Raw genomic sequence first — 25,096 nt, forward strand, 5'->3', positions numbered from 1 at the left:
GCTCATATCCGGCCCTTGAGGATGCCGTTCCAGTACATGAAGGGCAGGCCGTATCGTTTGAGCAGCCACATATCCCGCCGCTCCCGGGTGGTATCGATGAACGGGATGCTGGGGGCGGGATTCAACTCGTAATCGAACTCGGCCAGCAGCATGGTCCGGCGCGAAGTTACCAACGGGCACGAGGCATAGCCGTGATACGCAGCATCGCCCTGGCCTCCGGCAAGCGCCGCCAAGAGGTTGGCCACGAGCACCGGGGCCTGCTTGCGGATGGCCGCCCCGGTTTTGGAGTTCGGCGCGGAACAGGCGTCTCCCAGCGAGAAGACATTCGGGTAACGGGTATGCTGCAGCGTGTTCCGGTCCACGCTGATGTATCCCAACGGGTTCTCCGGATCCGCGAGCGGGCTGCGCTTCACCCACCCGGGAGCGGATTGCGGCGGTACGGCATGGAGCAGATCGTAGTGCAGGCGCTCCTGAGCGCCCCCGCCCACGGGCTCCACGGTGATGGTACGGGAGGCGCTGTCGATAGCAGTCATCTCGGTGCTGAGGCGGACCTCGATCCCGTATCGGCGCGCCACTTTCTCCAGCTCCCGGGAGAAGACCTCAACGCCGAAGAGCGCCGGGGTCGGCAGCACCATCACTATGCGGATGTCTTGGAGGACTCCTGTTTTGCGCCAGTAGTCGGCGGCCAGATAGGCGATCTTCTGGGGAGCTCCCCCGCATTTGATGGGGTTAGCGGGCATCGTGAAGATCGCGGTGCCCGCGCGCAGGCCCTTGATCATCTGCCAGGTCTTCGGAGCGAGGTTGTAGGCATAGTTGCTGGAGACTTCGGGGGTCGCCAGAGCATCCATGAGCCCAGGAACACCGTCCCAGTCGCAGTAGATGCCGGGGCAGGCGACCAGGAAATCATAGGAAACGTCTCTACCACTGGCCAGGTGCACGGTGTTCCGCTGCGGGCTGACGCCCGTCGCGGAGTCCTTGATCCAGGAGACTCCTCGCGGCATCACGCGCGCCTGGGGCCGGGAAGTTATGCCGATATCGGCCTGCCCACCGCCGACCAGCGTCCACAGCGGCTGGTAGTAGTGCGTATCACCGGGCTCGATCACGGCGATGCCCTGCTGGCCGGCTCTGCGTAGTCTAGCGGCAACGCTGATACCAGCGTTGCCGCCCCCGATAATCACCGTGCGATGGTACATCTGACCGCCTCCTTCTGATCCGCAGGGAGGTGGGGGCCCTCCTCATTAAATGTACGTACATTTAATGAGATTAGGAAGCCCCAGACCGCAGCATTCTGCGGATCAGAGCGAGGAAATCATCAGGGGTAGGTCGTGGTCACGCTGAATCGATCCCCCCGGGCCACCGTCTTGCGCCATTCGAGGACCCGATCACCGCTGTACCCGATCCGCTCCAGAGAGAACGCCGGGGCGCCCGGGACGGTATCGAGCCGTTGCGCCTGTTCATGGTCCAGCGAAATGGCCCGCATCGTCTCCTCCGCATGGCTGATCGTGAGCAGGCTGTACCGCTCGAGCGCATCGTACAACGCGATATGCCTCAGATCAGCTGCCAGCACGTCCTGCGCCTGAACGGGGAACCAGGCTTTATCCGCCGCGATAGGGGCGCCATCAGCCATCCGGATCCGCGCGATGTAGACCACATCCTCGGCAGGGTCCAGCTGAAGGATACGGGCTGCTACCGGGTCTGTGACCAGCCTCGCCGCCTCGACGACATTGGTCTGCTCCATCCCGGTTTTCTGAACGGCGTCGAAAAGGCTGTACACCGGGCCGTAGACGTTGCGCCCCACTCCGATATTGACCTCTGAACGCCGCCCGGGACTCGCCGAGACCAGGCCTTCACGCCGCAGCGGCGCTAACGCCGCCCGGATCGTCGAGCGGCTCACCCGGTATTCCTCAGCCAGGACGAGCTCGCCTGGAAAGCCCGAGGAGAACTCACCACGCAGAACGCGCTCACGAAGACTGGCCTGCACCTTCTTCCAGAGCGCGGGCTTCCGGTCAGAAGCCGAAGCTGACGGCATGCGCGACCTTCCGCTGAACCAACAAGAACCGGGAAACACCCTGGATGACATACTTTATCGGGCCCACGCGGCCGGTCAGGAATCAGCGGAGCGCGGCACTGGCCGCCAAGCCCGAAGAACCGATGCCATGCAACCCAAAGCTCTCGGCAGCGGTAATCTACCACTGTGAATAAGACCGTGCAGGAGCTGAGTAGAACAGTTCGCCAACCGCCCTCCCGCTCGCACCAGATCAGCGCGGTCACCGTCGAATCACGGGCCTTCGCCCTAGCGCTCTTCATGATGCTCGCCAGTACACCGGTGGCCTTCTTCATCTTCCTGGGGTCCAGGCCGAGACTCTCCGGCGATGGCTCAGTCGGCCAGCTCTCCAGTATCTTCACCGCACTGATCTGCGCGATAGTCTTCGCGCTGTCCTATATTTTCTCTTTCCGACTCCCCGACTCCGAGTGGCTGCGGCAGACCGCGCTCATCCGGCGAGTACTCGATGTCGCCGCACTGGCCTTCGCACACGCCGCTATCGCCTTCATGCTGGCCCAAGCCGCGTTCTACATCTTTCAGAACGCCTTCGCTGGGCTCACCCTGGACCCTTTCGCCGCAAGCCTCTTCGTCGGCATCAGCAGCGCTGCCGGCTGCTATACGGTAGCGCTCTCCGGAGCCCGGATCACCACCTACACTCTGTCCAACCTGCTCGCGGTGTTCCTGGTCACCGGGGCGCTGACCGCTATGATCACGGCGGAGAACACCAGCTGGTGGCAGATCAACTTCAGCGTTCTGGGCACCAGCACCAACGGGCTCTCCGCCTACGCCTTCAACGCCACACTGATCATCTCCGGGCTCGTCATCACCACACTCGCGTCGTATATGACTCGGGATCTGCGGCGCTGGAGCGAACTCAGCGGCCATTCCCGCACCCGGGCCAAAGCCGTGCAATGGACCCTGGTCAGCCTGGGCCTGCTGCTCTCCGGCGTCGGAGCCGTACCGGTGGATCTCTTCCAGCCGCTGCACAACCTTCTGGCGACGGGGATGATCTTTGCTTTCATGACCCTGGTGATCGGCATGCACTTCTGGCTACCGGATTTCCCGCGCAGCTTCTTCCTGACCTCCTATGTTCTGCTCAGCGGGGTGGGCCTGGCTGTAGTGCTGTTCTGGCCGCTGGGATATTACAACCTCACCGGTATGGAGCTAGCGGCCACCGCCTTGATCTTCGGCTGGCTCGTCCTGTTCATCCGCAATACCGCAGCCCTCGTGGCGGACGCGAGCGCCGGCCGGAGCCCTGCGGATATCGTGGCCGGGGCCGCCCTTCCAGAAGCCACGGAGTAGCGCACCGGCAGTGAAGCACCAGGTATGTTTGGAAGGTGAAGATCGCCACCTGGAATGTGAATTCGCTCCGAGCCCGGGCAGACCGAGTCGAGGACTGGCTGCGTCGCACCGATATCGATGTGCTGACCATCCAGGAGACCAAATGCCGGGATGAGAACTTCCCCTGGGAACTCTTCGAGAACAACGGCTACGAAGTCGCGCACTTCGGGTTCAGCCAGTGGAACGGCGTGGCCATCGCCTCCAAAGTGGGGCTTGACGACGTCACCCGAACGTTCCCGGGTCAGCCCGCTTTCGGCAAAGAAGGCCAGGAGCCGGAGCAGGAAGCCCGGGCCATCGCCGCCACCTGCAATGACGTGCGGATCTGGAGCCTCTACGTGCCCAACGGGCGCGGCCTCGATGACCCGCATATGCCGTACAAGCTGGAATGGTTGCGCGTGCTGAATGAGCAGGCCCGGCAGTGGCTGGATTCCGATGGCCAGGCGCAGATCGCGCTCACCGGGGACTGGAACATCGCCCCGCGGGACGAAGACGTCTGGGATATCGAATACTTCCGCACCGAAGGTCTCACCCATATCAGCCCGGCGGAGCGTGCGGCCTTCGCCGCTTTCGAGGACTCGGGGTTCACGGATATCGTCCGGCCGCAGCACCCCGGGCCCGGCGTGTACACGTACTGGGATTATCAACAGTTGCGCTTCCCCAAGAAAGAGGGAATGCGCATCGACTTCATCCTGACCTCCCCCGCTCTGACCGAGCGAGTCGGGGAAACCACTATCGATCGTGAGGAGCGCAAGGGCAAGAGCGCCTCGGATCACGTCCCGGTCATCGCCGAGTTCAAATAATATGATCTCCGGCGAACTGTACCTGGGGCATAGCAGTCTGCCTTTTCTCTCCACGCTGCGCCTGTATCTTCCACCGAGCGCGTTCACTGATGCTGAGCGGACGCTGATCGAGCAGAACTCACCGCTTGTCACAGAGCGGATGCAGACCGATGTTCAAGAACTCGCCGACTCTTTGAACCGCACGGTGTTCAGGTGGCCCGCACTGATCCCGCCGCCGGATACGGAGAGGGTCCGGAGCCTGCAGTTGCACGAAGGCTCCCCCGTGATTTTCAATATCAGCCAGCTACGCCTGCGAACGGTGGAGACCATGGTCCATTTGGCTTCCGGCCCTTCCCGACCACTGGCTGAGCTGATCTTCGATCGGGAGACCATCGCGGAGCTCGAGGCGCAACTGCCCGACGGGCAGGAACCTCTGACCCGCACCTCAAGCTGGGGCATCCCCTTCAGCTGGTTCGTACTGATCTCTGAAGGCGACCGGACCGAAGTGGTGGAATCCCAGACGAAAGTGATCACGGTGCGCGTCCAAGTCCCACTGCCGGTAGCAGTCGAACGCCTGGAGGGTGCGATATCGATCTTGGAGAACTCAGCCCCGGAACTCGATCTACTGGAAGAGCTGCGCTCGCTGCGGGCCTGGATCGACGGCCTCGACCCGGAAGGGGCGATGGAACTGGACTACGGCGCCATCGCGGACCGGATCTACCCGGACGATTCGCCCATGGACGTTCGCTTGGGCCTGGAATCGATTGCCGAGGGGGATCTCACCGGGGCCGCGGCGGCTTACCGGAGGCTGGCTTCGCGCTGGATCCCGATCCGTCAGCTCGCCAGGGCCTCTTGAGAAATCAACCAGCCGCCGGGCAGCTGATTCCACTGCTGGGCTTCGCGGTACTGGATCTCAGCACGAGCTCTATCGGGGCTTGAATACTGCGCAAGGGCGTCTCGTCCTGAAGGTGGCTCAGAAGCAACTCAGCGGCTTGCCGCCCCTGCGCCAGAGGATCCTGCCGGATCGTGGTCAGACCGGCGGCGGCTGAAAAATCGTGATCGTCGATGCCGATCACCGAGAGTTCCTCTGGCACCGAGATGCCGCGGCTGCGAGCCTCCCAGATGACGCCCAGCGCCATCTCATCCGAGGCGCAGAAGATCGCAGTGGGTCGCGGAGCAGCTGCGTCGAATAGCTGGGAGGCGGCGCGCTGGCCGCCGGTCACCGTGAACCCGCCGCGCAGCTGCCATTCCGGCCGAACCGGCACTCCCGCGCTCTTCAGGGCGTCCAGATAGGCTGCGCTGCGCAATCGCGGTACCGCGAAATCCCGATGATCCTGACCATCACCGCCCAGTATGGCGATCTCCCGGTGGCCAAGCTCAAGAAGATGGTCGACAGCGCGCCGGGCCGCCTGGTAATCATCGATGCCCACCTTATGCACCCCCTCCACTGGGCCGCCCAGAGCCATCAGGGGGATCTCGGTGCGATGCAAATGCTCCAGTTCCGAAGTATTCAGATCCAGGCAGAGCACGACCAGCGCATCGATCTGCTTCCGCAGCATAGTGTGCTCGAACAATCTCTCCCGGCTGCCCCGGTAATCGCCGAGGTTGATCAGCATCAGGCTGTACCCCTGGTCTCGCAGGGCTTCATCGATGCCCTCGGTCGTCCGGACGAAGAACCAGCGGCTGATATACGGGGAGAGCACCCCCAGCGTCTTCGTCCGGCCGGTCGCCAAACCGGACGCGGAGGAGGATGCGACATAGCCGAGTTCGGCAGCAGCCGCCAGAACCCGTTCTCTGGTCTGCGGATTCACCCTGGGAAGCCCTCGGATGGCGCGGGAGACCGTAGCCGTAGACACCTTGACGGCGGCGGCTACGTCGTCAATGCTCGCAGCGATGATTCACGCCTTTCCCTCACGGCTTCTTCCCCAGTGAAGCGAATCAACTCTCTGATCATACCGACTTCTTACCGAAGAGCTCGTGCCCTCACGAGATCTCAACTGCATTTTGCGCCGCCATCGCAGCATCCACCACACCACTGCGGTGACTGCTGCGAGCAGCAGCGACCACCCCACCGCATTCTGGCCGCTGAACTGCTGCCAGATGATCACCACGACAAGCACGACGCCCCAGAAGCCCAGGAAGCCGATCGCAGTCTCCAGGTGCTCCGTGGTCCGGGTAGCCCTGTCCCGCTCCTTGCCCCGTTCCCTGTTCCGGGGGCGTCCGCTCATTTGACCCCGCCCGAGGTGAGCCCGGCGACGATCTTGCGCTGGAAGATCAGCACCATGATCACGAGCGGAACCGTGACGATCGTCCCGGCGGCCATCACCGCGGTGTAGGGTTCCTGATTCGGCAGGGCTCCGGAGAAGGAGGCGATCGCCACGGTGACCGTCTGCGTGGCCTGATTCGACAACTGACTGGCGATGAGGAACTCGTTCCAGGAGGCGATGAACGCCAGGATCGCGGTGGTGAACACCGCGGGCGCCGCCAGCGGCAGAATCACCTTACGGAAAGCCTGCGCCGGAGTGCAGCCGTCCATCCGGGCCGCTTCCTCGAGCTCCCAGGGCATCTCCCGGAAGAAGGAGACGAGCGTATAGACCGTCAGCGGCAGTACGAAGGAGATGTTCGGGATGATCAGCGCCTGGTACTGACCGATCCAGCCCAGCCCCGTGAACAACTGGAACAGCGGGGTGATCAGGGCGACACCCGGAAACATCGAGGCCCCCAGGATGATCCCGAGGACCATGAATTTGAACCGGAAGTTCAACCGGGCCAGAGCATAGGCCGCGAAGACCCCCACCACCAGGCCGAGCACCGTCACGATGATGCCGACGAAGAAAGAGTTGAAAAGCGCCAGGCCGAACTGATTGCCCATGCTGGTATCGAAAGCCGTGCGGAAGTTGCCCAACGTCGGCTGCGTGGGCCAGAGCGTGGTCTCGAAGGTCAGATCCACCGGGCGGAAAGCAGTAGCCACCATCCAGTAGAACGGCAACAAGCACCAGATCACGATGATCGCGGCCTGGATGTAAGTGCGGGCCAGGAACCAGTTTTCCTTGCGAGAAGTACGGGAGGCTCGGGAAGCGGCAGTGCGGGCCGGAGCGGTAGCACTCATGATTATTTCCCCTTCCGGTTGCCGGTTGCCGATTCCACGGCGTTAGCGCCCAAGAATCTGACGAAGATGAAGGCCACCAGGAAGATCACCAAGAAAGTGATCGTCGACAATGCCGAGGCCAGATTGAACCCGGACCTGATCTGATCGATGACCAGGATGGACAAGGTGGTGGTGCCATTGGCGCCTCCGGTGAGGATGAAGGGCAGATCGAACATCCGCAGCGCATCCAGAGTGCGGAAGAGAATGGCTACCATCAGTGCCGGCTTGACCATGGGCAGGGTGATCATCCGGAACCGCTGCCAGGCGGTGGTTCCATCGACCTTCGCCGCCTCGTAGACCTCCTTGGGGATCATCTGCAGGCCGGCCAAGATCAGCAACGCCATAAAAGGCGTGGTCTTCCAGGTGTCGGCGATGATGATCGCGAACTTCGCCGGCCACTCTTCCCCAGTCCAAAGGATCGCGGTGCCGAAGGTCTTGTTGATCACCCCGTCGAAGGCGAACATGAAGAAGAACAGCTTCGCGGTCACCGCGGTGGGAATCGCCCAGGGCACCAGCACCGCAGCACGGACCAACCCCCGGCCGCGGAAGGTGCGCGCCATGATGACGGCCATCCAGAAGCCGATGATCGTCTCCAGGATGACGGTGACGATGGTGAAGAAGAAGGTGTTGCCGGTCGCCTCCCAGAACTGCGCGCCAAGAGTTCCGGCGGGGCAGCTTTGCGTCCCTTCCGCTGCCGGGCACTGCTGGAAGATCCAGGCGATGTAGTTGCCGAAGCCCGCGAAACCGCCCGGAGCGAAGAAGCCCTGCTCGTTGAGCACCGGGTCCTGCTGGAAGGACATCGCCACAGCGCTGACCACGGGGTAGCCGATCACCACCGCCAGCAGGAGCATGCTGGGGGCCAGAAGCCAGAACGCTGCCCGGTTCTGGAACTTAGGCGGCCTGCTGGCCGGCCCCGGTGAGGCCTTCTGCCCTTTTCCTGGAGGCGGTGCGCCGGCCTCCGCTTCGGTGTCCGTCATGACCGGCTGCTCTCTCGTGTTATCCACGCTGTTCCCTCTCCCCCGCGAATGCTCCGCTCCTCGTCGAGCGGATCATGGTGTGCCCCCCCCGGTGCGAACTCGTCAGAGCTCGAACCGGGCTCATTTCACCCCGGCTGCCTCCATCGACAGCTTCATATCCTGTATCGCCTGCTCCACGGTCTTCTCTCCGCGGATCGCAGCGTAGGCATTGGTCTGGACAGCTTTGGTCACCGCCGGGTAGAAGGGCGTGACCGGCCGCGGCACCGCCGAGTCGAGCGCCGTCCGCAGATCCGGCAGGTAAGGCATCTGGGCGACGAGCTCGGGATCGCTGTAAAGGCTCTCTCGGACCGGTGCCAGGCTGCCTCCCATCGCCATGAAGCGGCCGCTGTCCTCGCTCATCATGAATTCGACGAAATCGCGCGCCGTGGCTTTGTTCTCCGAGAAGACGCTGATCGCCGAGCTGGAACCGCCCAGCGTCGATGCCCCCGGCCCGTCCTGCCCGGGAATCGAGGTAACCCCGAACTTGCCGGCCACCTCGGAGGAACCCTCTTTGCTGACCAGCGAGAAGACGTAGGGCCAGTTGCGCAGGAACATCAGCTGCCCGCTCTGGAAAGCCTGGCGGCTCTGCTCCTCCTGATAGGTCACCGCCTGCACGGGAATGTTGCCGTCCTGATAGGCGGTGGCCAGTGCTTGCAGGCCGGCCTTGGCTTCAGGGGTATCCAGGCTGAGGTTGCCGTTCTGATCCAGGATGCGCCCGCCCGTGGAGTTGATCGCCTCGGATGCATTCACGGTCAAGCCCTCATAGTTGGCCAGCTGCCCTGCATAGCAGCCAATGCCATTCTCCTTGGCGATAGGGCACATGGCCATCATCTGATCCCAGGTGGTCGGCGGCTCAGGAACCAGATCCTTGCGGTAGTAGAGCAGCGCCCCATCGGTGAATCGTGGTGCGGCGAAGAGCTTGCCCTGGTAACTGGCAGCATCGATGGTCGCCGGTATCACTCCGGTGGTGTCAACCGCTAAAGGGCCTTCAAGCGGCTGGATCCAGCCACGCGCAGCGAATTCGGCAGTCCAGACCACATCGACATTGACCACGTCGTAGTCGGAGTTCTGTGCCTGGAAATTGCGGACCAGATCGCTGCGCTGCTGATCGGCCTGATCGGTCTGCTCTTTGAAAGTAACCTGCTCATCGGGCCGGGCTTCATTCCAGCGTTCCAGCAGTGGCCGGATGATGTCGTTATTGTCCTTGCCGCTGACGAAGGTGATCGGCCCGCGGCCTTCCAGGTTCTGCGTAGCGAACTCGGGATCCGTCACCGAGCTGTATGCGGCCAACGTGCCCGCTATCAAAGCCCCGGCGAAAACCGGCACCAAAATTCGAGCCCAGGGCCGCCGGCCCGGCTTGCGCTGATATTTCACGCTTCTCTCCCCATCGAGACTGCGGATGCGACGCTTCCGGCACCTCCGGGCACCCCAGATCCGCTTGAGTGATTTCGCTCATACTAATAAGCTGCTCACGGAAAGTGCAAGCGCTTGCACAACCTCGATCGTGTTACGTTCGACGAAGTCCGCTCAATCTCTGCCCGATGCCTGCCCGATGAAGAAGAGGTGTACGTTCCGGATGAATCAGCCCGATGCACAGCAGTGGTGGCGTGATGCGGTGATCTACCAGGTCTACCCGCGGTCCTTTGCCGATGCGAGCGGCGATGGCATGGGAGATCTAGCCGGTGTTACCGCGAAACTGGACTATCTGCAGCAGCTGGGCGTCGATGCCGTCTGGCTCTCTCCCTTCTACCGCTCCCCGCAGGCTGATGCCGGGTACGATGTCGCCGGCTACCGCGACGTGGATCCACTGTTCGGCAGCCTCGCTGATTTCGACGAGATGCTCGCCGCCGCGCATCAGCGCGGGCTGCGGATCATCGTGGACCTGGTGCCCAATCACACTTCCGATGAACACGAATGGTTCGTCGAGGCCAAAGAATCAGCCCCCGGATCAGCTGCTCGGGAGCGCTATATGTTCCGGGAAGGCCGCGGCGAGAACGGCGAGCTGCCGCCGAACAACTGGCAGTCCATCTTCGGCGGCCCCGCCTGGACCAGGCTCACCACCCCCGATGGCAGCCCGGGCCAGTGGTACCTGCACCTCTTTGACGCCAAGCAGCCGGACCTCAACTGGGAGAACCCCGAGGTCTGGGCGGAGATGGAATCCGTGCTGCGGTTCTGGTTGGACCGCGGCGTCGATGGTTTCCGAGTCGATGTAGCCCACGGGATGATCAAGGCTGAAGGTCTGCCGGACTGGGACGGTGCCGCAGCAATGGTGGAAGGCCAGAGCAGCGAGTCTGATGAAGCCGCTCCCGCGAATTCCGGCTCGGAGAGTCATATGAACCCGCCCTCGCCGTTCTTCGACCAGGACGGCGTGCATGAGATCTACCGGGCCTGGAACCGGGTGCTCGCCGAATACGACGGCGATCGGATGCTCGTTGCCGAGGCCTGGGTGGAGCCGGCGGCACGCTTGGTCCGTTATATCCGCCCGGATGAGATGCAGCAAGCGTTCAACTTCGAATTCCTCCTGGCCGGCTGGGACGCCGCGCGCATGCATGAGGCCATCTCGAATTCACTGGAAGCAGTTGCCGAAGTGGGCGCTCCCAGCACCTGGGTGCTGTCGAATCACGATACCGTGCGGCATCCCAGCCGTTTCGGGCTGAGCGACCCCACCTCGTACCCGAAAGGCATCAGCGCCGAGGCGGAGCAGCCGGATGAGTCCCTGGGCTTGGCCCGGGGCCGCGCTGCGGCAGCCATCGAGCTGGCCCTGCCGGGCTCCGCCTATGTGTACCAGGGAGATGAACTCGGCCTGCCGGAGCACACCACGCTGCCCGCAGAGGCCCGGCAAGACCCTGCTTTCTTCCGAACCGAGGGCGCAGAGACCGGACGGGACGGCTGCCGGGTCCCCTTGCCCTGGCGCGCTGATGAACCCGGTTACGGCTTCAGCCTGAAGGCCGCAGCCAACGGGCAGGCCCCAGTTGCTCCCTGGCTGCCGCAGCCGGAATCCTTCGCGAACTATGCCGCTGCGAGCGAAGAAGGCGTTCCCGGCTCCACCCTGGAGCTCTACCGCCGGATGCTCGAACTGCGCAGGGAGTACCAGCTGGGGCTCGGCGAGCTGCGCTGGAACGATGCGAACGATCCGGCCCAGGGCATCCTGAGCTTCGATAACGGCCCGGTAACCGTAATGACGAACTTCAGTGAGAGCGCAGTAGCGCTGCCCGAAGGCCGGAACGTCATTCTGCACACCCTGCCGCAGGGCGACGACGGTTCCGGCGCTGAAGCGGCCGTATCGGTCGAGGAGCTTCCTGCCCCACTGGTGCTCGCACCGAACGCCACCGCCTGGCTCCTCTGAACTCTCAACTGCCGCTGAGCGGTCGGGTGTGGCGACTTAGACGGGATCTAAGTCGCCACACCCGACCGCTCAGCGCGTTAAGCGCGGGCTTAAGCGACGATGCGCAGCAGAACCGGCACCGGTTGGCCGAGTAGGTCCTCCACCGCCTCCGCGATCTCGGAGACATTCGCCGCGATGCTCTGCAAGGCCGCGCCCTGGCTTGGAACCAGGCGGATTCTGAGCCCCGGCTCTCCTTTGAACTCGTAGGCGCTCACCGTAACACTGTGCACCTCAGGCCGCTCTGCGATGGCCTGGCGCAGCATGCGTTCCGCGACGCTGCCATTGATGGATACCAGCCCCTCGACATCGCCCAGATGCTCATCGGCGGCCAGGATCGGGGTGCGGCCCCGGCCCTGGCCCGAGATCCAGAGCACCATCGCGATAATCAGCAGGATGAGCAGCACGGCGACGCCCATCCAGAGAAAAGAACTCGACTGACTCGCGATCCTGGTGCTTTCCGCAAGATTCGCCACTGAACGAGAGAATCCGGTGGCGATGCTCTGCCACCACTGCGCGACCGAAGGCAGCAGCAGAATCGCCAGAATGCCGGTACCGATACCGAGCAGTACAACACCGAAAACTGCTAAGAGGAAGCGGTTGAGCAACCGGGGCGTCTCGTTCATATTGCTACCGTCCCCCGCTCCTGGATCTCCAGCCGTACACGTGGCATAGGTGCCGGCGCCATCTCGGCGAGCTCAGCTTCAACCGCCCGGCGCACCTGATCCGGATCGATCGTGATTCCGGAGGTCGGCTGCAACTCGACCGTGACGGTTGTGCGTGAGGTGACGACCCGGACCTGCTGGCTGGTGACCCCGGCGGCACGCTGCGCAACCTGCGCCAGCACCGAGGCGATCACTTCATCGTCCACCACTACGGCGATTCCGGGAGCTTCGAGGGAATGCCTGGCCCGGCGTCCCGGTAGCACCGCGGTCAGTAAGAAAATCACGCCTGCAATGACCAGAAGCACCCCGGCACCACCGAGAACCAGGGGTGGCACATCAGCGGGCCACCCGGCGATGTGGTCCAAGGCGCTTTGCGGGTCGATGAGCCATGCGGGCTGGCCGGTGATGCGCAGCCCGCATTCCAACAATCCATAGAGCCCCGCCACGATGATCAGTGCGGCGGCTATCGTCGAGGGCACCGCTCGGGATGAGAAGAGTTCCCGACGTTCGGCCCGTTTCAAGTCGATTCGCTCTAGTTCCTGCTCAACCACCTCTACTTCTGGGGTAGGGGCGTCATCTGGACGTTCGTCAGTCATCGGACCCTCCGCTGGGCGCTGGGGTGGACCGCGATGATCCGGATATCCACTCTGCTGATCTGGGAACCCGAGAGTTCATTGACCCGCTCACGGATGTATTCCTTGGCGGCTAAGGTGCGCTGCCAGACAGAGCCTCCGCTTGCGACGATACAACCGCGGTCCCGGAGCACCTCCGTAAGGGATGGGGCCGCGACGGGGGTGGCGATCGAAATAGCCAGTTCTCCGGATTCGTCCTGCAACCGGACCCGCACCTCCGCAGGCTTCACGATGAAAGCCTCGGCGGTAGCAGCCTGGACGAGAGTGGTCAGAGCCTCACTACTCAGCCGGGTGTGGCCGAGCTGCTCCTGCGGCGCAGGGGCTGGGCCGGCAGCACCTGCACGGCTGGTATGCGGACCGCGCATCAGGAAAGCCGTCGTCCTGATGCCCCGGTTTTCCGGGCATCCTGCGGATTCGGGCGGTTATCGGGCGGCGCTTTCGAGGATAGGCTCTCTGGCAGGTACACCCGGCTGATCTCCACATTGACTTCCATCACCTGCATGCCGACGATCTGGAGCATCTCGCGGTAGACCGCATCGCGTACCCGGTCCGCCAGGTCTTGCAGTGACGTCCCGTATTGCGCCACCAACTGGATATCCACGGCCACCTGGGTCTCGCCGACGACTACCCGCACGCTCTGAGGAGCCAAAGAAGCAACGCCGGAAATCCGCCGGGCGGCAGCACGAGCGATCTTGGCAACCGCGGTGTGTGAAACGCTAGTCCGTCCCCGCGGTACGGTAGGGGCAGCGGATGACTGGTGATCCACTGGAAACCTCCTTCACTGCGGCGGACGAGACGGCTGATCCCAGCCTACTGCCCGACTAGCGCTCCCGGAAAAGGGCGCACCTGGACAGCGAAGCCTTATTAAAAAGCCCCTACCTTCCGGTTTACCGGAAGGTAGGGGCTTGAGTTCGTTTGCGAAGCTTCGTACTCGGCTAGGAATAACAGTGGAAAGCAGAGGCATCAGCGGCAGAGTCTCTGGCAATTAGCATTCATCCAGTCGGTAATGGGCTGAAGAGTGATATCCACTACAGCCGGGGCAGCATTTCCTTCCGGAGCTTGCGTCGCGGTTTCCGCCGCAGCCTCCGCTGTCATGAAAGCGGAATCGAGTTCAGCTGCCGTAGTGCCGCTGAGTTCGGCCTTCGCCGCGTTGAAGCTGGTGATATCCGTGATCTTCTTCGATTCCGCGTCCCTCAGAATGCTGATGGGCAGCACAGCGGTACGGCACTGCGGGGTCGCCTGCTCATACCCCGGCTGCTCTTTCAGTTCTTTTTGCTGCTGTACCAACAGCTCGAACTGGGGTTGGAAGCTCGCTGAGACCCGGGCAGTATCCGTCTGATTCTCAGACTGGCTTCCGGAACCGGATCCGGAATCCGAACTTCCACCGGCGCCGCCGTTCTGCCCTGAACCGGCCTGACCGTCAGAGCCCGAGTCACCAGCTTCGGTGCCGTTCGCCGAAGCTGAGCTGGACTGTGTCGAATTGGATTGCGTCTAACCGGACGCGGAGGATTCCGCATCCTGGTTTTCATGGGACGCACAAGCGGATAAGAGCAGAGTGGAAAGCGCCAGCGCGACAATGGGCAAGCGGTACCGCGACATATTGACTTCCTTGAGAGCAGGGCCAGCTCAAATACTGGCAGAGATGCACTCGCTCAGCTGGCGAGTCATGGTACCGAAAACTGTATCGTGAAAAAGAGGAGCGATGATCTGAATTCCAGGTTTATGCCACACGGTGCCGATATGTACGCAATATTTCCGGGCTCATTGTTCAGACCTTCCGCTGTAACGAGAATCCACTGTCCGAGGTGATCACCTGCCCCGCCACCCAGCGGCCTTCATCACTGACCAACCAGGCCACGAGCCGGGCCACACCATCCGGGGCTCCGAAACGGCCGAGCGGCATCATTTCCAACACTCTGTGCAGCGTTTCAGCCGCGCGATCAGTAGAGCCTTCATCCAGGTAACCGGTGTTGACCGGGCCAGGATTGATGGCATTCAACAGGATTCCCAGACGGACCAGCTCGAAGGCCGTCGTCGGAATCAGCCCGGCCAGGGCGGCTTTGCTCAGAGCATAGGCTGTTTCTCCCGGCATCGGCCGGGCTTGGCCAGACGTCAGCCAGATGACTCTTCCGGTTGCGTGCTCGCTGACCTCATGACTGCCCGTCAACACACAAGCAGATAAAACCCCAGTTCAGGGCATCTTGCCATGATCTTGTGGCGGTTTTGTGGCGTTTGCGGCTTCACGGCCCAACCCATCCATATGATCGGCGACACTGTCTAAGTCTTGGTCGAAAAGCTCTGCATACACCTCCAGGGTAATCCTCGGAGAGGCATGCCCCAGGAGTCGCTGGACGGCGAGGACTGATGCGCCTGAGCGTATCGCCCAAGATGCGGCTGTGTGCCTCAGGTCATGGACACGGAAGCCTGCAGGGAGATCAGCAGCTAGTACGGCTTGGTCGAAGTGGCGACGCTTGAAGTTCCTGGGATCAACTCGTGACCCTCGTGCCGAGGTGAATATGAGGTCGTCTCGTGACTTTCCGACGGTGTGACGTTGGAGCATTTCTTCAACGATGGCACCTACCGCAATAGTTCTAGGCTTACCGCTCTTGGGCGGTCCTACCTGCACTCCCCCGGGAAGGAATACAGCGGAGCGATTTATGGTCAGCCTCTTATGCCGAGCTTCGAGATCCCGTATACGTAATTCAATTGCTTCCCCGATCCGAAGCCCTGTCAGAGCTAGGAAGAGTGTGAGGTCTCGATAATCCGGCGTAATGACTGAGGTGAGGTGGCTGAGTTGCTCCGGCGTGAGGTAAACCTTTTCACGGGTAGGGGTTTTAGGGAGCTTCAATCCCGCTGCAGGGTTCTCAGCTATCCGTTTCCCGGCGATGGTCCATGCGAAAAATTGATAGAGGAACGTGCGCAATAGCTCCTTGGTCCGGGCTCCACGCGCCAATTCATTAAGCCATGACTGGAGTTGTGGCTGTGTTACTGCAGACAGGACTTCTCCACCTAGCTCGGGTTTTAGTGTGGTTGAGACTTGGCTCTTGACGCTTTCGAGGCTTGACGGTCGCAGGTGCACAAGCGTCTGAATCCAATCATCAAGGAGCGGACCCAAGAGTACGCGACCACTCTCTGGTGATATGTAAGTTCCAGACCGTCGATGGTGCTCAACCCACGTCAAATACTCTTCGGCGGCGGTCTTCGATTTGAAAGACTTCTTGCGCACCACTCCACCGGCAGTCCAGGTAGCCTGCCACCTGGAGCCGGTGCCGTAGCGGCTGGTACGTTTCCGGTCTTTGGTATGCCAAAGGTCAACTACTCTAGCCATGTAAGCACCTGGATCGCTTCTCGATTGATCGCAATTTCATGTTGCTTCACCTAGCCTATTAGCAGTTGTTCGTTAAATGGGGCGGGGTAGGCAAACTTCGAAGTCTGCCTACCCCATCCAGGTATCCGCCTTAGCTCAGGTTATTTACCCACGCTGTTTCCAGTACAGCTGATGGACGATGTTCCGGAGTTCTTGGAGACGCTTTCTCCGTTGATGAAGAGCTCGCAGGTCATCTGGGCGGTGCTGTTAGTGATGTCCTCAGGCATGACGGTAACGTTAGCCATCACGGAGCCTTTCACTTCGATCTCTCGCTCGAGGCTCCCTGTAAATGGTTCGTTTGAGGTGCCGTCGCCCTTCCAGTAGCTGGCTTTCGCTGGTGCGTCAGAGGTCAGAACGTATTTGACTGTGCTGGGTTTGTTAAGCGAGTCGTCAACAGATATAACGACTGCTGCGGTCATTGCGGTGACGATGCCAGCAATTATCAGAGCAACAATTGCCAGGACTGTTCCGGCGACTGCCATTGCTTTAGCTGAGGTCTTACGTACAAGGGCGACGATGCCCAGGATGAGCGCGATGGATCCTAGAATGAAAGCGAGAGTGCCAATGAGCGGGATGAAGCTAAAAAGTACTGCGATGATGCCGAGCACTAGAGAGGTCACGGCTAGCCCAACTTTTGTTTCTGCTGGGGTAATGGGTGCTGCCTGCTGTTGTTGATCTGTCATTCCAAGGATTCCTTTCGAACATGTTCTGCGTCACAAATCAGTACTCCTGTGAACAAGCTAAGAGTAACCCAACTAAGCGGCATGATCACGAAATATTCTCAGAGTTCAGATGCGATGTTGCCGCACTCAAGCTCTCGAATGAAGGACTCATCTAAAGTTAGCTCCGTGGAAAAAATCGCCCGAATCCTTACCGAGGCCTTCTCACCTATCGTTCTCACCGCAGGTTTCATCATTGCTATTGGCTTGAACGAGGGCGCTTTCTGGGCTGGAATTATCTGCGCAGTCCTCGCAGCGGGAATTCCGGGGGTGGCGTTGGAAGTCGTCCATCGTCGCGGCTCAACTGACCGGCACGTGAGAGAGCGCGACCGCAGGGGACCGTTTATCGCGCTCATGATGTTCGCTCTTGTCCTCGCTGGGATCGTTGCTGCTCTCTTGGCAGCATGGCGGGTGCTAGCCGCTGAGGCAGCTGTGTTCGCGGGGGTTTTGATTGTCGGGATAGTCACCAAGGTTTGGAAGATTTCCGCGCATGCGGCTATGGCTACTTTCGTGGGAGTAGCCGTGGCGATTACAGCCTTTCCTATCGGTTTGATGGCGGTTGTCGTGCCGGTCGCGGTGTCGTGGTCTCGCGTCCGGCTTGGGTACCATACACCGGCACAGGTAGTCGCTGGTTCAGTTTTAGGTGTCCTCATCGGTGTCACCTATTCGATAGTGGCGGTGAGTACGCGCTGACGCATTAGATAACCCCACCACGTCAATGCTAGTCCAGAGACCATTGCCGTTACAGCTATGAAGTCTAGGGCAACTGAAAATATAGCGGGGGTTCCCAGCGTCGCGTGCTCGATTGCGACCGCCGCAGACGCAATCAGCGTGAAGCAACAAGCACTTATAAAACCCGCTGCGAGCCTCCGAATAAGCGGCGAGGGTTTTTGCAATGTGGGTCGTCTGAAAATTGCCGGTATTAGTGCCACGAGCAGTGCGAAGCAAACATAGACTGAATATGCCCGCCAAGACGTGACATAGACAATGTTTGAAAGGCTAAGGACTCGCCCTACATTGCCGGGTTGGGCTCCTAGAATGAAGGCTACGACGAGTGCTCCCATGCATAGGCCGAGCATCCACCAGCCCAAGCGCCCCTTAATCAATGTTTCAGACTGCATTGAATCGAAGGCTGTCGCGATGGCCCAGCCGAGATTTAGAAAGATTGCGAACATCAAGGCTCGCAGGATCAGGTTTGCCCAGCCCGCTCCGAGAAGAACCGAATCTACAAAAGCATAAACGGGACTCATGGATAGCAAAATCGCTGATGCCAGCATCAAAACGGAGTGAAAAACAGGTCTTCCAACTCCCATGAGAAAAGCCCGCCACCGCCAAATCAAAATCCCTGCACAGGCTAGGAAGCCTGCAAGTTGTATGCCAAGAGCCAGTGTCACAGGTTGTCAAGCATTCTGTCTGTTGGTTCGTCTCTATCAGTTAGACGTTCACGGAGTCGGCGCTTCTGAAGTGGCTGAGCTTGCGCTTTTTTCTGGGTTTTAACACTGGAGAGGCCTTCGCTTGTAGGGGCTTCGTTTCGCTGAACCTGACTCGGTATCTCCTGCTCCTGTTTTGGTTTATTCATCTCAACGAGAGTCCGCAGCATCTCAATGGCCGACCTCCTTGCCTTAGGCGGAAGGTAATCAACACCGGGCGGCAGTTCATCAGCAAATGGTGGACCAGGAGTTGGGCGTCCTGCAGCAGCGAACGCAACATCTTCATGTACACCGGCGAGCCAAGCGATAGCTCGCAGGGTCTCGTCTCGAGGCTGAGACTTGTATGTCCCTGCTTGGAGCTGACTCAAGGTCGTGTAGACGATCTTAAACCCATGATCTTGAGCGATTTTGCTCAGATGCCTAGCTGATGCCTGGCGTCGATGCGCTGCTTGGTTGACAAGCTCTTGGAGAGTCGGTGTTTCACTCATGTCTAGAACCTTCCAGCACCAAACTCCACTTATTGAAGCGGCGCACCCAAGCATGTGACAAGTAACAAGAACATCATCCCAGGCCAATGTGGGTATAGGCCACTTTTCGACTTGACAACTAGTGACAGTTATTGCAGACTCTTCTTGTCAATATGATTAGAAGGGTGGTAAAAATGATCACATCATCAAAGCGGCAGTACACGCCATTCCCGCAGAAGGAGGTATGGATGGAAGTCATTGCTCCAGAAAAAATTAGGCGAGGTCGGCTCCAAAAGGGTTATTCCCAGCGCGACTTGGCCCACCTCGTCAGACGCTCACAGGCCGCAATCCAGCTCTTAGAGTCCGGAAAAATGCGAACCTGCACCGAGGCTCTGGCCCTGAGCATTTCGAACCGCCTTGACATCCCCTGGGAGGACATCTTCCGAGCCCACGAGCGATTCCAAGCGCCATTGATGTCAACTAAGTTAAACATTATTGAACATGTTCCATCTGTAGGCAGTTCAAGAAAAGACGTGGCGTGATAAATGCGCCGGTTCATAACTAAAAAGGCCCCCATCTGCGGCAACAGATGAGGGCCACTACCCCAATGAAGGAGTAAGAAACATGTCCAGAATATCAGCAACACCACCAGCAATACCACAAGAGGCGCTGCCTTCCGTCGGTGGTGGGCGTCGCTCGACCGGCTATTACGGGAGCCTGGAGAAGTTCGCCGAGCGCCACCCTAAGCCGCAGGCGAAGATCGAACGCGGCAGGCTCCGTGCAGGCAAGGCGAAGCATCGCGCGCACCGCGAGCTATTGCGAGGTGCAGCATGAGTCGAGATCTCACGGTGACCGAGCTAGCTAAGCGCATCGGCGTCCACCGGGTCACAGCAGGGAGGCTCGTCCTCCAAGGCTATTTTCCCAACGCCTATAAGACCGGCTCCGGCGGGGAAACCAGTCCCTGGGCAGTCCCTGAATCTGACATTCCGGTCTACATGAAAACGCAGCCGCACCCCGAGATCACAAGGCGCGCGCATGGCTGAACTACTCATCGTCAGCGTCTTCCTCCTCATCCTCGGTATCGGCGACTGGATCATCGACCGTCCCCGAAAGCACAAGAAAGCAGACCCATCATGAGCACTGAGCTAGCAGAAGACCTTGACGTTACCGCGTTGGCTGCCGAGTATGTGGCCGCTGAAGAAATGGCCGAACACTGGATCCTCAAAGCCAAGGCCATCAAAGAAAAGCTCCTAACCCTTGATCTGGGTACGTATGAGGCTGGGCCGTACAAGGTAATGGTGAAAGCTGGTGCGCGCCGGTTCAACGCGAAAGCCGCCGAAGCCGCCTACCCAATCGACAAAAACCCGGCCTTCTACAAGCCCGCCTTCGACCGGGCGAGCTTCGAGAAGCTGATCGCCCCTGCCGTGGTGGAGCAGTACCGGACCACAGGTCAGCCGTCGGTGGTGATCAAATGAACACGCCACAGATGGGCGATGCCATCCAAACGCAGATCCTGGACCATTACGAGAGCTACGGCTCATCCGAGCAGCACAGAACCGTAGCGGAACTGCGTCAGGATATCAGCGCAGCTATTCGCCGGGATTTCTCAGACCCAGTGCGGGCGGAGCAGGAAATCAACGACATTCTCACAGCCCTGGCTATCCTCACCGCCCTGGGCAATGAGGTTGACACCATTGAGCACCGACACCCTGACGCTGACGTGACCACCCTGGAGCGGCGCATGGACGACCTCTGGGACGAAATCAGCAAATCCCTGTCCACGCTGGTCATGCTCATCCAGACACCAAAGGCCGTGGCATGAGCATCGCAACCGCTCCCCCAATCGATTGGGACTACACCCAGGCAGCACCCATGTATCAGGCACCGGACGGAACCACCCCGGACCAGGCCTGCAAAGACCTGCGCCTAGTCATTGAGCACGGCATCAACAACCAGCCGCGTTCCCTGCAGAAAGTCATTGGGCCGTCTGAGATCGGCACTGAATGCGATCACTGCCTGGCGGCAAGGCTCGCAGGCTGGGAATCCGTGGAGCACGAAACCCCCTGGCTGCCTTTCGTCGGCACTGCCGTCCACGCTCAGCTAGAAGAACTCGTGCTCCGTTACGAGAATCAGCGGAACGCGGTCAATACCACCGGAAGACGGTACCTGGCCGAGGCGCGGACCATGGTGGGAACGATTGACGGCACCGAAATCTGGGGATCGACAGATCTCGTGGACCTCGTCGCCAAGACGACGTTCGACTACAAGGTCGTGGGTGTGACCACGTTGCGCTCGGTGAAGTCCGGTCCGTCGATGCGGTACCGGGTGCAGCAGCAGCTCTATGCCAAGGGCTGGAACGACGCCGGGCACCCTATCGAGCATGTGGCCATCGCCTATCTGCCGCGAAACTCGATCTCACTAAGGGATGCGATCTGGTGGCACGAACCCTACAACCGCCAGACCGCGCTGGATGCCCTCACCCGGGCTAGCCAGTTCGCCGTCGACATCCGGGCACTCAAAAGCCTTGGCGAGGAAGCAGTCACCGATTACGTGACCTCCCAGGCCAGGGCGGCGGACTGCAAAGACTGCCACCGATACGCAGACTCGCCCCTAGCAAGCCCCCGCGAAACAGACATTTTCGCAGGACTCCCCACCAAGTAATCAAGCAAAAGCAGAAAGGCACAAGACATGAACAACAACTCAGTTCTCAACGACGCCCTCACCGGCGGCGGAAGCAAGTCAGCATTCACCAAAGAAACCCCCGTTGGCACCAGCATCACGGGAACGATCCTAGAAGTCTCAGTACAGCAGCTGAGAGACTTCGCCAACGGGAAGCCCAAGTTCTGGGACAACGACCGACCCCAACTACAGATCGTCATCACCATCCAAACCACGCTAAAAGAGGACCCAGAAGATGACGGCATCAGGTCGATTTACATCAAAACCTGGGGGGTCTGGAAGCAAGCCCTCATGGAGGCCGTCAAAGCAGCTGGAGGACGCCAGGCAGCCGATGTACTCGTACCAGGTGCGGTTTTCACGGACACTTTCACGGGCACGAAGCCATCTACACAGGGGTCCGATACCAAGGTTCATGCGTACAAGATCACACCTGCGCAGTCCAGCCTAGACGACGCCCTCGGCGGGACCGTGAACACCACAACCGGCGAAATCACCCCACCACCGGCTGCAGCGCCACAGCCATCCGCTGTCCCTGCAGCCCAGGCTGCACCGGCACCGGCTGCTGCCGATCCAGTCGACGTTGCGAGGCAGCTCATCGCGATCAACCTGCCGGACAGCGTCATCCAGGACCAGACCGGCCTGTCCGCCACGGTCATCGCCGCACTGCGAAACGCCGCCTAACCAAGAAACACCCCTATAGAGAAGTAAGGAACACGCCCATGACAGAGCAACAGAAGGAAGAGAAGTTCGCGCGGCCTTTCGCGGACTTCCTGCAAGACCAGGCCCGGGCGCACGGTGAACTCACCGATGGCCTCCACGACCTTATCGCCGCAGTAGAAGACACTGGCAAACCCGGCACGCTCACCCTGAAAATCAAGGTCGAACCCGACAAGGGCGGCGCAGGGGTTCTCAGGGTCTCTGACACCGTCACCGTGACCAAACCGGCCCATGATCGACCTCGCCGCATCTACTACAAGGACAAGGCTGGCAACCTTTCCCGGACCGACCCTAACCAGCTCGAACTCTCCGGCCTCAGGGACGTGTCCGCCCCTGCCGTCCCAGCCGAGCTGAAGGAAGTGAACTAAACATGTCAACGATTGAAGAAGCACAAACAGAAGCGCAAGTCGTCGCGCGGCTCGCTGCTGAGGCTGCATCTGCTGAAGAGCTGACTCCTGGCAGGATCTATAAAATCCAGAACGCTGCAGGCGGTTACACCACACTGGATACCCAGGACTATTCCGACCGGCCCCGCCGTAAAGACGGCAGCTTCACCGTTGGCGACACCGAATCACTCATCGCATACCTCAGCAAACACGGCATCACCGGCGAAACCGAGATCTGGTCCCTTGAGAACCAAAACCAGGTCATGGCTGTGATCGACTCCGGAACTGAAGTTGAGGCAGGCTGGCAGAAGCACCGAGTAAGTCTGGAGCTCAATTACACACCGGAATGGATTGCCTGGGTAAGAGCTTCTGGTGGGCTCATGGATCAAGAGGGATTCGCCGAATTCATCGAGGACCACGCCGCCGAGGTCGCCTCACCATCAAGTGCCGAAATCCTTGAAATCGCCCAGTCTCTGCAAGTGACCAAGGGCGTGGATTTTGAATCTGGCAAGCGGCTCTCTGACGGTGAAATGCGATTCTCCTACCGCGAAACCCAAACAGCAACAGCTGGCCGTGCAGGCGAGCTAAAGATCCCGGACACATTCACTCTGGCCTTATCACCATTCGTTGGCGGCGAGCAGTTCAAAGTAACGGTGGCCTTCCGTTACCGGCTTAACGGCAACAACTTGCGGCTCGGTTTCAAAGTCCAGGACATAGAGAAGATCCGCAAATCGGCCTTCGACACCGTCACCGAAGTCATCAAAACTCACGCCACCGAAAACGGCTACCTCTTCCTCAACTCATAACCCCTCTGTCAGAGGTTCGCTGGTGCCACCATGCGGTGCAGCCCGATCACGTCAGGGCCACCAGCACAAGAAAAACAAAAAACCATTTTCAGAGGAGAAGTGTCTTGAAAAAGAAAAGTCCCTCCCTCGCCCAGGGCGTGGAGCGGCTCCGTGCGTTCTTCGCAGCAACTACCACGTCGATGGGAGAAGCGATGAGGCGCTTGGCTGAAGCGTTCAAAACCAAAGGGCGTAAGGAGAACCCTAATGACTAAACCCACTTACGAGGAGCTTCAAGCCCTCAACGAGGACCTGGCTCAGCAGCTTGTCGGCATGTCCGGCAGGTTACAGGACTCAGCGCTAGGGATCGCCGCACGAGCATGGTAAGAAGGGGCCATCGCCGGGATGGTTTACGCACACGGATTGAGCCCCAATGAAAACCCCCCTCGCCTCGAAAACCCCTACCTACTAAAAATTCTGGAAGCACACCGCCTGAAAGACCTAACCCAAGAGAGCTCTAATGACTGATTTCAAGTTGCCGGTGATCCGGCACCTGACCGCCGACGAAGTAGAACCCGGCATGACCATCGCGGGCAAAGCACTACCTGAAAGCGAAACAAGAGTCATAGGTGTAGCTGATCATCGCTACCGGAACGTCGCTAATGCGTGGGTAGATAAGACCGGAAATGCCATAGGTGACCCGGCATACGGTTATGACCTGCTAGCCGAAGCACCAAAACCGGACGTAGAACTGCCACAAGAAGCCGGTGCGGTCATCCGGTACACGGACTCTGACGGAGGGGTTCAGCTCGCCTATCGCACTGCACAGGAGCCTCGCCCGTGGGGCATGGACGGGTACACCGGAGAATACTCTGACATTGAAATCCTCGAGCTAGGCGCACGCGACGGCTACGAGGTCGCTCACTGGCGTAAACCCGGTCAGGGGCCGGGCATCCCCAAAGAGCTGCATAAGAAGTTGCGGGGCATGGTCCTGCGCGGCCTCCTTTTCAGGGCAGTAGCGGGACCAGCCCGACCTTTCAGCGACAGTGTTTACCCAGAGCATCTTATTCTTGATGTTCTCCGCTGGGCCGCTTCTCAGCCGGTACAGGACGGTGAAGCATGAGCGCCACTTTAGATGCGACCCCGGACATAAAGTACTTGACACTCATCAACCGACTTATGGCTCCGGGAATGTCATATTCACAAGCCGAGGAATTCCTGCACGACGCTACGGGCCTCGCTGCTATAGGAATGACCCCTGAGGCCCTGGGGTCCCTTATCAATAAGATTTCGCACGGAGGGCAGATATGAACCGCCCCCGTAGCCGTGAGCACTTCCCCCGCATGAAAGAACGCGGCAAACGACGACGAGCAAGGCACCAGTGGGAAGTAGTCCTGGTCCCCTGGAAAAAGATCGCGGCAGCAGCACACGAGACGCGCAAGGAGATGGAGGCCCTCAACAAGGCCTTCCAGAAGCAGCGAACCTACGAAGAATAACCCCGTCCAGGAGCCTACCTACCCCCAGGGACAGGTAAAAACCAGC

General features: G+C 60.2%; 32 protein-coding genes. 16 read left to right on the forward strand and 16 right to left on the reverse strand.

Features of this window, described 5'->3' with window-relative positions; translation table 11 throughout:
• Positions 1–2: 2 nt before the first annotated feature.
• The gene (locus tag C501_RS0109510) at positions 3–1,193 is read right to left on the reverse strand and encodes an NAD(P)/FAD-dependent oxidoreductase (protein ID WP_018135392.1); all 1,191 of its coding nucleotides are present in this window, start codon (positions 1,191–1,193) and stop codon (positions 3–5) included.
• 119 nt (positions 1,194–1,312) lie between these two features.
• Positions 1,313–2,029 (reverse strand): GntR family transcriptional regulator, encoded by a 717-nt coding sequence (locus C501_RS0109515; RefSeq protein WP_018135393.1) that lies wholly within the window; start codon positions 2,027–2,029, stop codon positions 1,313–1,315.
• Between the two features lie 165 nt (positions 2,030–2,194).
• Between C501_RS0109515 and C501_RS0109525 the strand changes: the two genes are divergently transcribed.
• Genes C501_RS0109525 through C501_RS0109535 form a run of 3 tightly spaced genes read left to right on the forward strand, consistent with a single transcriptional unit; the run spans position 2,195 to position 5,020 of the window.
• Positions 2,195–3,346 carry a hypothetical protein gene (locus C501_RS0109525; protein WP_018135395.1) on the forward strand — a complete coding sequence of 384 codons (1,152 nt, stop codon included), beginning with the start codon at positions 2,195–2,197 and terminating at the stop codon, positions 3,344–3,346.
• A 35-nt stretch (positions 3,347–3,381) separates the two neighbouring features.
• Positions 3,382–4,185 carry an exodeoxyribonuclease III gene (locus tag C501_RS0109530; protein WP_018135396.1) on the forward strand — a complete coding sequence of 268 codons (804 nt, stop codon included), beginning with the start codon at positions 3,382–3,384 and terminating at the stop codon, positions 4,183–4,185.
• Position 4,186: 1 nt separating this feature from the next.
• Entirely contained in the window at positions 4,187–5,020 is an 834-nt protein-coding gene (locus tag C501_RS0109535) for a DUF8083 family protein (protein ID WP_018135397.1), read from the forward strand.
• Positions 5,021–5,024: 4 nt separating this feature from the next.
• Here C501_RS0109535 and C501_RS13070 read toward each other — a convergent pair whose 3' ends face one another.
• The 5 genes from C501_RS13070 to C501_RS0109560 form a co-directional block, all read right to left on the reverse strand.
• Positions 5,025–6,062, reverse strand: coding sequence for a LacI family DNA-binding transcriptional regulator (locus C501_RS13070; RefSeq protein ID WP_051064523.1), 1,038 nt, complete (start codon positions 6,060–6,062; stop codon positions 5,025–5,027).
• Entirely contained in the window at positions 6,063–6,392 is a 330-nt protein-coding gene (locus C501_RS13075) for a hypothetical protein (RefSeq protein WP_018135399.1), read from the reverse strand. It lies immediately after the preceding gene.
• Complete coding sequence (locus C501_RS0109550; RefSeq protein WP_018135400.1) at positions 6,389–7,273, reverse strand: carbohydrate ABC transporter permease; 885 nt, start codon at positions 7,271–7,273, stop codon at positions 6,389–6,391. Before C501_RS0109550 ends, C501_RS13075 begins: the two co-directional genes overlap by 4 nt.
• A gap of 2 nt (positions 7,274–7,275) precedes the next feature.
• On the reverse strand, positions 7,276–8,289 hold the full coding sequence (locus tag C501_RS0109555) for a carbohydrate ABC transporter permease (RefSeq protein ID WP_083906603.1): 1,014 nt from the start codon (positions 8,287–8,289) through the stop codon (positions 7,276–7,278).
• A 120-nt stretch (positions 8,290–8,409) separates the two neighbouring features.
• Positions 8,410–9,702, reverse strand: coding sequence for an ABC transporter substrate-binding protein (locus tag C501_RS0109560; RefSeq protein ID WP_018135402.1), 1,293 nt, complete (start codon positions 9,700–9,702; stop codon positions 8,410–8,412).
• Between the two features lie 202 nt (positions 9,703–9,904).
• On the opposite strand from C501_RS0109560, the gene C501_RS13080 reads away from it, so the two are divergent.
• On the forward strand, positions 9,905–11,674 hold the full coding sequence (locus C501_RS13080) for a glycoside hydrolase family 13 protein (RefSeq protein ID WP_018135403.1): 1,770 nt from the start codon (positions 9,905–9,907) through the stop codon (positions 11,672–11,674).
• An 89-nt stretch (positions 11,675–11,763) separates the two neighbouring features.
• Here the strand turns inward: C501_RS13080 and C501_RS0109570 are convergent, their stop codons facing one another.
• The 8 genes from C501_RS0109570 to C501_RS0109605 all read right to left on the reverse strand — a co-directional run bounded on the left by C501_RS0109570 (position 11,764) and on the right by C501_RS0109605 (position 17,057).
• Positions 11,764–12,336: an Asp23/Gls24 family envelope stress response protein gene (locus C501_RS0109570; protein WP_018135404.1), complete on the reverse strand. Its 573-nt coding sequence runs from the start codon at positions 12,334–12,336 to the stop codon at positions 11,764–11,766.
• Positions 12,333–12,971: a DUF6286 domain-containing protein gene (locus C501_RS0109575; RefSeq protein ID WP_245532462.1), complete on the reverse strand. Its 639-nt coding sequence runs from the start codon at positions 12,969–12,971 to the stop codon at positions 12,333–12,335. The genes C501_RS0109570 and C501_RS0109575 overlap by 4 nt, the downstream gene beginning before the upstream one ends.
• Positions 12,968–13,372 (reverse strand): hypothetical protein, encoded by a 405-nt coding sequence (locus tag C501_RS0109580; RefSeq protein WP_018135406.1) that lies wholly within the window; start codon positions 13,370–13,372, stop codon positions 12,968–12,970. Before C501_RS0109580 ends, C501_RS0109575 begins: the two co-directional genes overlap by 4 nt.
• A complete protein-coding gene (locus tag C501_RS13085) occupies positions 13,372–13,773 on the reverse strand; it encodes an Asp23/Gls24 family envelope stress response protein (RefSeq protein ID WP_083906599.1) in 402 nt (133 codons plus the stop codon). Before C501_RS13085 ends, C501_RS0109580 begins: the two co-directional genes overlap by 1 nt.
• Before the next feature lie 197 nt (positions 13,774–13,970).
• Positions 13,971–14,294, reverse strand: a complete 324-nt coding sequence (locus C501_RS0109590) for a hypothetical protein (protein WP_018135408.1) — start codon at positions 14,292–14,294, stop codon at positions 13,971–13,973.
• 481 nt (positions 14,295–14,775) lie between these two features.
• The gene (locus C501_RS0109595) at positions 14,776–15,174 is read right to left on the reverse strand and encodes an SDR family oxidoreductase (protein ID WP_083906605.1); all 399 of its coding nucleotides are present in this window, start codon (positions 15,172–15,174) and stop codon (positions 14,776–14,778) included.
• A 24-nt stretch (positions 15,175–15,198) separates the two neighbouring features.
• Positions 15,199–16,335, reverse strand: coding sequence for a tyrosine-type recombinase/integrase (locus C501_RS13090; protein ID WP_043568769.1), 1,137 nt, complete (start codon positions 16,333–16,335; stop codon positions 15,199–15,201).
• A 140-nt stretch (positions 16,336–16,475) separates the two neighbouring features.
• Positions 16,476–17,057 carry a DUF4190 domain-containing protein gene (locus tag C501_RS0109605; protein ID WP_156807722.1) on the reverse strand — a complete coding sequence of 194 codons (582 nt, stop codon included), beginning with the start codon at positions 17,055–17,057 and terminating at the stop codon, positions 16,476–16,478.
• Positions 17,058–17,138: 81 nt separating this feature from the next.
• Between C501_RS0109605 and C501_RS0109610 the strand changes: the two genes are divergently transcribed.
• Positions 17,139–17,786 (forward strand): phosphatase PAP2 family protein, encoded by a 648-nt coding sequence (locus C501_RS0109610; protein ID WP_156807723.1) that lies wholly within the window; start codon positions 17,139–17,141, stop codon positions 17,784–17,786.
• Between the two features lie 697 nt (positions 17,787–18,483).
• Here the strand turns inward: C501_RS0109610 and C501_RS14320 are convergent.
• Positions 18,484–19,011 (reverse strand): hypothetical protein, encoded by a 528-nt coding sequence (locus C501_RS14320; RefSeq protein ID WP_156807724.1) that lies wholly within the window; start codon positions 19,009–19,011, stop codon positions 18,484–18,486.
• Positions 19,012–19,238: 227 nt separating this feature from the next.
• Here C501_RS14320 and C501_RS14950 point away from each other — a divergent pair, with 227 nt between their 5' ends.
• From C501_RS14950 to C501_RS0109685, 11 genes are all read left to right on the forward strand, one after another.
• Positions 19,239–19,532 carry a helix-turn-helix transcriptional regulator gene (locus tag C501_RS14950; protein ID WP_043568806.1) on the forward strand — a complete coding sequence of 98 codons (294 nt, stop codon included), beginning with the start codon at positions 19,239–19,241 and terminating at the stop codon, positions 19,530–19,532.
• Positions 19,533–19,614: 82 nt separating this feature from the next.
• Complete coding sequence (locus tag C501_RS14325; protein WP_156807725.1) at positions 19,615–19,824, forward strand: hypothetical protein; 210 nt, start codon at positions 19,615–19,617, stop codon at positions 19,822–19,824.
• The gene (locus tag C501_RS14630) at positions 19,821–20,033 is read left to right on the forward strand and encodes a helix-turn-helix transcriptional regulator (RefSeq protein WP_018135416.1); all 213 of its coding nucleotides are present in this window, start codon (positions 19,821–19,823) and stop codon (positions 20,031–20,033) included. The genes C501_RS14325 and C501_RS14630 overlap by 4 nt, the downstream gene beginning before the upstream one ends.
• 90 nt (positions 20,034–20,123) lie before the next feature.
• Positions 20,124–20,465, forward strand: a complete 342-nt coding sequence (locus C501_RS0109640) for a hypothetical protein (RefSeq protein WP_018135418.1) — start codon at positions 20,124–20,126, stop codon at positions 20,463–20,465.
• Positions 20,462–20,812 (forward strand): hypothetical protein, encoded by a 351-nt coding sequence (locus C501_RS0109645; RefSeq protein ID WP_156807726.1) that lies wholly within the window; start codon positions 20,462–20,464, stop codon positions 20,810–20,812. Before C501_RS0109640 ends, C501_RS0109645 begins: the two co-directional genes overlap by 4 nt.
• A complete protein-coding gene (locus tag C501_RS13100; RefSeq protein ID WP_156807727.1) occupies positions 20,809–21,651 on the forward strand; it encodes a hypothetical protein in 843 nt (280 codons plus the stop codon). Before C501_RS0109645 ends, C501_RS13100 begins: the two co-directional genes overlap by 4 nt.
• Before the next feature lie 27 nt (positions 21,652–21,678).
• On the forward strand, positions 21,679–22,350 hold the full coding sequence (locus C501_RS13625) for a hypothetical protein (RefSeq protein ID WP_018135421.1): 672 nt from the start codon (positions 21,679–21,681) through the stop codon (positions 22,348–22,350).
• 38 nt (positions 22,351–22,388) lie between these two features.
• Positions 22,389–22,754, forward strand: a complete 366-nt coding sequence (locus C501_RS0109660; RefSeq protein WP_018135422.1) for a hypothetical protein — start codon at positions 22,389–22,391, stop codon at positions 22,752–22,754.
• A gap of 2 nt (positions 22,755–22,756) precedes the next feature.
• Complete coding sequence (locus C501_RS13110; RefSeq protein WP_018135423.1) at positions 22,757–23,578, forward strand: DUF2303 family protein; 822 nt, start codon at positions 22,757–22,759, stop codon at positions 23,576–23,578.
• A 496-nt stretch (positions 23,579–24,074) separates the two neighbouring features.
• Positions 24,075–24,677 carry a hypothetical protein gene (locus tag C501_RS0109675; protein WP_018135425.1) on the forward strand — a complete coding sequence of 201 codons (603 nt, stop codon included), beginning with the start codon at positions 24,075–24,077 and terminating at the stop codon, positions 24,675–24,677.
• 184 nt (positions 24,678–24,861) lie between these two features.
• Complete coding sequence (locus tag C501_RS0109685; protein ID WP_018135427.1) at positions 24,862–25,050, forward strand: hypothetical protein; 189 nt, start codon at positions 24,862–24,864, stop codon at positions 25,048–25,050.
• Positions 25,051–25,096 lie beyond the last annotated feature (46 nt).

The sequence above is a fragment of the Acaricomes phytoseiuli DSM 14247 genome (genome assembly GCF_000376245.1).
GTDB classification, from domain to species: Bacteria; Actinomycetota; Actinomycetes; order Actinomycetales; family Micrococcaceae; genus Renibacterium; species Renibacterium phytoseiuli.